The sequence below is a fragment of the Spirulina sp. CCNP1310 genome, assembly GCF_034932185.1.
Taxonomy (GTDB): Bacteria; Cyanobacteriota; Cyanobacteriia; order Cyanobacteriales; family Spirulinaceae; genus Spirulina.
On record NZ_JAYGHW010000067.1, the window covers coordinates 60,704 to 68,254 of the forward strand.

The 7,551-nt window shown below is 53.1% G+C and carries 7 protein-coding genes; 4 read left to right on the forward strand and 3 right to left on the reverse strand.

Annotation, left to right across the window (positions count from 1 at the left end; genetic code table 11):
• The first annotated feature begins 304 nt into the window (after positions 1 to 304).
• The 4 genes from glyQ to VB712_RS12210 all read left to right on the forward strand — a co-directional run bounded on the left by glyQ (position 305) and on the right by VB712_RS12210 (position 4,120).
• Entirely contained in the window at positions 305 to 1,189 is an 885-nt protein-coding gene (gene glyQ, locus VB712_RS12195) for a glycine--tRNA ligase subunit alpha (RefSeq protein WP_323255040.1), read from the forward strand.
• An 80-nt stretch (positions 1,190 to 1,269) separates the two neighbouring features.
• A complete protein-coding gene (locus VB712_RS12200; protein WP_323255042.1) occupies positions 1,270 to 1,764 on the forward strand; it encodes a pentapeptide repeat-containing protein in 495 nt (164 codons plus the stop codon).
• A gap of 3 nt (positions 1,765 to 1,767) precedes the next feature.
• Positions 1,768 to 2,646, forward strand: a complete 879-nt coding sequence (locus tag VB712_RS12205) for a chemotaxis protein CheW (RefSeq protein WP_323255044.1) — start codon at positions 1,768 to 1,770, stop codon at positions 2,644 to 2,646.
• A 358-nt stretch (positions 2,647 to 3,004) separates the two neighbouring features.
• On the forward strand, positions 3,005 to 4,120 hold the full coding sequence (locus VB712_RS12210; protein ID WP_323255046.1) for an RNA polymerase sigma factor, RpoD/SigA family: 1,116 nt from the start codon (positions 3,005 to 3,007) through the stop codon (positions 4,118 to 4,120).
• Positions 4,121 to 4,261: 141 nt separating this feature from the next.
• On the opposite strand, the gene gpmI is transcribed toward VB712_RS12210, so the two are convergent.
• From gpmI to VB712_RS12225, 3 genes are all read right to left on the reverse strand, one after another.
• Positions 4,262 to 5,860 carry a 2,3-bisphosphoglycerate-independent phosphoglycerate mutase gene (gpmI, locus tag VB712_RS12215; RefSeq protein WP_323255048.1) on the reverse strand — a complete coding sequence of 533 codons (1,599 nt, stop codon included), beginning with the start codon at positions 5,858 to 5,860 and terminating at the stop codon, positions 4,262 to 4,264.
• A 143-nt stretch (positions 5,861 to 6,003) separates the two neighbouring features.
• Positions 6,004 to 7,389 (reverse strand): photosystem II reaction center protein CP43, encoded by a 1,386-nt coding sequence (gene psbC / locus VB712_RS12220; protein ID WP_323255050.1) that lies wholly within the window; start codon positions 7,387 to 7,389, stop codon positions 6,004 to 6,006.
• Positions 7,373 to 7,551, reverse strand: a 179-nt coding sequence (locus VB712_RS12225; RefSeq protein WP_323252885.1) for a photosystem II protein D2, incomplete at its 5' end; no start/stop codon positions are given. The genes VB712_RS12225 and psbC, both read right to left, overlap by 17 nt.

The following is a 7,551-nucleotide window of genomic DNA, read 5'->3' on the forward strand; positions in this document are numbered from 1 at the left end:
GCTACCCCCTAGGGAACACGAGTGGTTTGTGTTGGGTGATTGGTGATGACTCCTATAGAATCACTCACTTCGCCCCTAGGTGACAAGATCAATTCCTCCGTGATCTAACTGATCCTCTGGTGATCGTAAACTGATCTTGTTTTTATTCCATAAATAAGGTAGTAGGGGCGAAAAATTTTTCGCCCTCCCCGAAAATTTTTCGCCCTCCGCGCAAACCCTGCACTCTCCCCGAAAATCTTTCCCCCCTGCCCAAGGTTGGGTTCTGTGGGGGGATAATGGGGGAGCCGTCTTTTCCAGAAATATTGTGGCCCTTAGTTTTCAATCCGTCATTGCAACCCTCAATCAATTTTGGAGCGATCGCGGCTGCTTGATTGCTCAACCCTACGACACCGAAAAAGGGGCCGGCACGATGAGCCATCACACCTTTCTCCGCGCCATTGGCCCAGAACCTTGGTCTGTGGCCTATGTGGAACCCTGCCGCCGCCCCACCGATGGCCGCTACGGGGAAAACCCCAACCGCTATCAGCATTACTATCAATACCAAGTCCTGATCAAACCCTCCCCCAACAACATCCAGGAGGTTTATCTTGCCTCCCTCCAGGCCCTAGGGATTCATCCGGAGGATCACGATATTCGCTTCGTGGAAGATAATTGGGAATCCCCCACCTTGGGCGCTTGGGGCGTGGGTTGGGAGGTGTGGCTTGATGGTATGGAGATCACTCAGTTCACCTATTTTCAACAATGTGGGGGCATCGATTGCCGCCCCGTTTCCATTGAAATTACCTACGGGTTGGAGCGGTTGGCCATGTATTTGCAAGATGTGGATGCGATCGCCAAGATCCAATGGCAGGGCAACATCACCTACGGGGATATTCACCTCCAAGGGGAAGTGGAGCAATGCACCTACAACTTTGAAGCCGCCGATAGCGATCGCCTCTTCCAACTCTTTAGTCTTTACGAACAGGAAGCCAGCCAACTGATCGAGCGGGGTCTCGTCCTGCCCAGCCATGATTATGTTTTGAAATGCTCCCACACCTTCAACTTGCTCGATGCCCGGGGCGTAATTTCCGTCACCGAGCGCACCCGCTACATCGGCCGGATCCGCAACCTCGCCCGGCAAGTGGCCCAACGCTACTACCAACAGCGGGAATCCCTTGGTTTCCCCCTCCTCACCACCGTGGCTGCTTAGGCTAAATCGCTGGAGTCTTCGGCAATCTTTGGTAGGATGACATTAAAACCTTTTGTAATCCTCTGTTGAGCGAACAAGCTATGATCAAACGCCACTGGTCTCGGTTCTGTGCTGTGGTGATCAGCGTCCTTTGCCTGTGGGGGGCGATCGCCCCCGTCGCCACTGCCACAGACTATAACAATCGGTTTTTAAACGGCATCGATTTTGCCGGGCAAGACCTGCGGGATTCCAGCTTTAAAAGTGCTGATGTACGCCAAAGTGATTTTAGTCATGCCAATTTAGAGGGTGTGACGTTCTTTTCCGCAAATATGGATTCCGTCAACTTAGAGGGGGCCAATTTGCGCTTTGCCGCCTTGGGGTCTACCCGGTTAACCCGAGCTAATTTAAAAAATGCCTTGCTTGAGGGGGCGTTAGCCATGGGGGCAAGGTTTAAGGGGGCCAACATTGAGGGGGCCGATTTTACCGATGTCCTGCTCCGGGCAGATATTCAAGCGGAGTTATGTGAACAAGCCACGGGCGTGAACCCCACCACCGGCCGCGCCACCCGTGACACCCTCCTCTGTGATTACCTTTGAGCCATGAACCTAGCCCCCCTCGATCAGGCGGCCATTTTGGAGCAGGCCCGGGCCGGTGAACCGGCGATCATCGCCCGTCTGCTCAATTACAAACTCCATCCCTTAGGGGTGGATGCTCAGGTGACTTGGCAGGATCGTTGTCTCTGTGTGGCGTTGGTGGGGGAAGGGGCGAGTCCTGCTCCGCAAACCTGTGTGCCGATTATTGAGCGGGGGTTGAAAAAGTTGCAAGTGCCGGGGTTAAGTACGGTGGCGATCGCCGCCTATCAACGGGGCCAAACCCAACCCCTCTGGCGGGATCATCTTTCCCTAGCCAGCACCGCCCTGGCCATTGATTTAGCCGCCTGGCTGGAGTCCGGGACTTCCCTGCGGGAAGCGATCATCACCCTACCCACATCTCTCGGAACCACGACCCTCGCCCCCACCATGACCCCAGAGGTGGAGCAAAAATACCTCTGTTTTCAATTGGGGTTAGAGAATCCCGCATTGTTGCCGGTGGAATCGATTCAGGAAATTTTACACATGGCGATCGCCCATGTCCTCCCTGTCCCCGATATGCCCGATGCGGTGCTGGGTATTTATAACTGGCGGGGGGAAATGCTTTGGGTGATTGATCTCAACCATTTACTCAATTTAGGCGGTTTAGACTTGGCCGCCCTCTCCACCGTCACGGTGATTGTTCTCGATGTGGCGGGGCGTACCTTGGGGTTAATGGTGCAAACCGTCGAGGAAATCACCAGTCACCTCCCTTCCCTGTTGCAACCCCCCACGGGCCTCTTTAGTCCAGACCTGGAACCCTACATTACTGGCTATCTGCGGGAAACCAGCAGCATTGTCTTCAATCCAGAAGCGATTTTTAACGCCCCCAGTTTGCAGCAACGGTGATGTTTGACCCCACCGCCGTGAAATATTTTTTAAGGTTTACCAGATTTTTAAAAATCCAATGTTAGGCTAGGACAAACTCCAGAGTTAGCCTTTTTTTATTGGTAATTGGCTGGTGGATTGTCCCTTGACTCCCTTAAGATTACCCCGAATCGTTCTGTAATTTGTCAAAGTTTTCAGACTTTACGGGAATGTTTTGTAATCCAGCAAACAGATTAATTGGGCATTTCTGCTAGCCTATTGAGCAACTTCCTGCTGCTCCATTGAAGGATCTAACCGATCTTTACTGACTTTTACTTTACTCCTCTATCTTAACAATTTGTTTTTTAATAGACCCGACTTTCTTCATTTCCACAATCCTATGAATGTTACTGCATTAAATGCCCTCAATGATCAACCCCTAGGTTTAAAGACCATGGATTTAGAGCCTCAATCTCAGGGAGCGTCACCGCCCTTAGTGGATATTGAGTTTTCCCATGAAGCCCATGGCACTGCTGAGGCACGGCGCAATTATCGCAAGAGCGATCTAGATGACACGGTGGGCGCATTCTTCAAAGAAATGGCCCGCTATCCCCTCCTCAAGCCCAATGAAGAAGTGGAATTGGCCCAACGGGTACGGTTGATTGTCGAGATTGAAGAACTGCGCGATCGCCTCTGTGAAGAATACGAACGCCCCCCCACGGCCGCCGAAATTGCCACCGCCTTAAACATTACCGAACGACAACTGGAGCAACAACTCTATCAAGGGCGCATCGCCAAACGCAAAATGATCCGCTCCAACCTGCGTTTAGTCGTCTCCATTGCCAAACGCTATTTAAACCGGGGCGTTCCCTTTTTAGATTTAATTCAAGAGGGGGCGATCGGCTTAAATCGGGCCACGGAAAAATTCGATCCCCACAAAGGTTATAAATTTTCCACCTATGCCTATTGGTGGATTCGTCAAGCCATCACCCGCACGATCGCCAACGATGCCCGCACGATCCGCCTCCCCATCCACATCGTCGAAAAGCTCAACAAACTCAAAAAAGCCCAGCGCGTCCTCAAGCAAACACTAAGACGCAACCCCACCGAAAGCGAGTTAGCCCAAGAATTGGATGTCACCCCGGAGCAACTACGTCACCTTTTCCAACTGCGCCGTCAATCCCTCTCCCTCAACCATCGGGTGGGTAAGGGCGAGGATACTGAGTTAATGGATTTGCTCGAAGATGATGATCTCAAATTACCGGAAGATCAAATGGGCGAAACGATGATGCGTCAAGAAATTTGGGAGGTGTTGAGCGATGTCCTCACGGAACGGGAAAAAGACGTAATCACGCTGCGCTATGGCTTAAATAGCAGCCAGCCCCACACCTTAGAAGAAGTGGGGGGAATTTTCAATCTGTCACGGGAGCGGGTGCGGCAAATTCAAAGCAAAGCGATGCGCAAACTCCGCCGTCCCCAAGTGGCCCGTCGTCTGAAAGGCTGGTTGATGCAATAGCCCCATCACCCCCCTTTTTAAGGGGGGCAGGGGGGATCCCTCTGCCGAAGTTTGCAAGATCCCCCCGGCTACGCCGACCCCCTTGATAAGGGGGTTAAGTTTTATTTCTAAAACCCCCCTTTTTAAGGGGGGCAGGGGGGATCACAATGCCACTTTTACCGGCGTGCGACTGGGTTTGAGATCCACCAAAGCCGGTTGGAGGAGCGATCGCCCCGTCATTTCCGGCGGTTGGGGTAATCCCATGATTTCCAACAACGTGGGGGCAATGTCGCAGAGGCGGCCATCCTCGCGCAATTGCGCTTCCGTACCATGGCCAGGAATTTTCAACCCCTCCCCTTCGACCAGGATTAACGGCACGCGGTTGGTGGTGTGGGCTGTCCAGGGTTTCCCCTCCTCATCCCACATACATTCCGCATTACCATGGTCAGCGGTGATAATCGCCGTACCCCCGGCTTTGCCGATGGCCTCGATCAACCGCCCTAGGGTTTTATCGACGGTGGCGATCGCCTCCACCGCCGCCGCCATGTTTCCTGTATGGCCCACCATATCCGGGTTGGCATAGTTCATCACAATTAGGGCATATTCCCGCTTCGCCAACGCCGCACAGGCCACATCCGTCACCTGTTCAGCGGACATACTCGGCTTTTTATCATAGGTGGCCACCATCGGGCTGGGAATTAACTCCCGGTCTTCCCCTGGGAACGGCTGCTCTAAACCCCCGTTGAAAAAGTAGGTGACATGGGGATATTTTTCCGTCTCAGCGGTACGAAGTTGCTTCAAGCCATGATTCGCCACCACTTCCCCCAGAATATTATTCAAACTTTGGGGGGCAAAGGCCACGCTCACCGGCAAAGTGGGATCATATTGGGTAAACGTTGCAAAATGGAGGGGTTGAATTTGTTCCCGTGGGAATTCTTGAAAATCCGGCTTCACAAACGCCGCCGTTAATTGTCGGGCGCGATCGGGGCGGAAATTGAAAAACACCAAGCCATCCTCCGGCTCCACAACCCCCGCTGCCACCCGCACCGGCGGAATAAACTCATCATTAATCCCCTCGTCATAGCAGGCTTGAATAATCTCCGCTGGTGAACGGGGATCAATCTCCCCGGTTTCGGTCATTATCCGATAGACCTTTTCCACCCGATCCCAACGGCGATCGCGATCCATCGCATAGTAACGACCGCTAATCGTCGTGATTTGACCCACACCCACCGCATCAATCTGGGCCTGGATTTGGTTGAGGACGGCGATCGCTTCCGTCGGCTTTGTATCCCGCCCATCGGTAAACACATGGAGACAAACCTCGTCAATCCCCTCCGCCTTAGCCAGATCCAACAAACCAAACAAATGCTGCACATGGGAGTGAACCCCACCCTCAGAGCAAAGTCCGAGGAAATGCAACTTGCCGCCAGATTGACGAACATTGGCACACAATTCACGAAGCACCGGGTTCTCCAGAAAAGAACCATCTTCAACGGCATCGGAAATGCGCACCAACTCTTGGGGGACAATCCGTCCCGCCCCTAAATTGAGATGGCCCACCTCAGAATTACCCATCTGACCATCCGGTAGACCGACTTTTTTGCCAGAAGTGTAAATCAAGGTATGGGGATAGGTTGCCCACAAACTATCCATAACCGGGGTCGGAGCAACTTTAATGGCATTGCCATCCGCAGACTCTCGATAACCCCAGCCATCTAGAATGATGAGCACCGCAGGAGAGACGGATGCTGGTGTCATATAGTGTTTCCCTTCTCTGTACCGATTAACGTGATAATACCATTGCACTTTACCGATCTGGGACAATTTTGTCATCAGAAGCACAAAAAAGCCCCTGTCCTAGGACAGAGGCTTTGGCAATATCAAACCAAAATTTGTGAATCTTAGTCGATATCGGGCATCGCCAACACGGGTTCAGTTTCCCGATCAATGCCTTTCTCAAACCCAGCAGCAGCCGCACGAGCACGACCGGCGTGCCAGAGGTGGCCCACCAGGAAGAAGAAGCCCAACACAAAGTGAGAGGTTCCCAACCAAGCGCGGGGGTTGACGTAGTTAAAGGAGTTGGGTTCGGTAATGATCCCACCCACCGAGTTCAAGGAACCGTTGGGAGCATGGGTCATGTATTCAGAAGCCCGGCGCAGTTGCCAAGGTTGAATATCGTTGCGGAGTTTATCCAGGTCGAGACCGTTGGGGCCACGGAGCGGCTCCAACCAAGGGCCTCGGAAATCCCAGAACCGCATCGTTTCACCACCGAAGATGATTTCGCCAGTGGGGGAGCGCATCAGGTATTTACCCAAACCCGTGGGGCCTTGGGCAGAACCGATGTTAGCGCCTAACCGTTGGTCACGGGCCAAGAACACAAACGCTTGCGCTTGAGACGCTTCAGCATTGGTGGGGCCGTAGAACTCACTGGGATAGGCGGTGTTGTTAAACCAGACAAAGAAGGAGGCGATGAAGCCCATCAGGGACAGCGCACCGAGGCTGTAGGAGAGATAAGCCTCTCCAGACCAAACGAAGGCACGGCGGGCCCAACCAAAGGGTTTGGTGAGGATGTGCCAAATGCCGCCAGCGATACAGGTCAAGCCGACCCAAATGTGGCCACCGATGATGTCTTCCATGTTGTCCACACCGACAATCCAGCCTTCGCCACCGAAGGGAGAATTAATCAGGTAGCCAAAGATTACCCCTGGGTTGAGGGTGGGATTACTGATAATCCGCACATCCCCACCACCAGGGGCCCAGGTGTCATAGACACCACCAAAGAACATCGCTTTAAACACCAACAGCAGCGCCCCTAAACCCAGAAGGATCAGGTGGTAGCCGATGATGTTCGTCATTTGGTTTTTATCCGCCCAGTCATAGCCGAAGAAATCGGAATATTCTTCGAGGGTTTCGGGGCCACGGATGGCATGGTAGATCCCACCCAAGCCGAGGACAGCGGAGGAAATCAGGTGTAAAACACCAACGACGAAATAGGGAAAGGTATCCACGACTTCGCCACCGGGGCCAACGCCTAAACCAAGGGTGGCCAGGTGGGGAATGAGGATACAGCCCTGTTCATAAATGGGCTTATCAACGGTGAAGTGAGCCACTTCAAACAGGGTCATGGCTCCGGTCCAGAACACAATCAGACCAGCATGGGCAACGTGAGCGCCCAGCAGTTTGCCGGATAGGTTGATTAAACGTGCATTGCCCGACCACCAGGCGAATCCAGTGGATTCTAGGTCGCGGCTGGTATTGAGAGTTGAAGTACTAGAGAGCGTTACCACGCGGTAAAACCTCCTCAGGGAATATAAAACGTTCGTGGGGTTGATCTTGGGGAGCCATCCAGGCCCGCATCCCTTCGTTTAAGAGAATGTTCTTCGTGTAGAACGTCTCAAACTCAGGGTCTTCGGCGGCGCGAATCTCTTGGGATACGAAGTCGTAGGCCC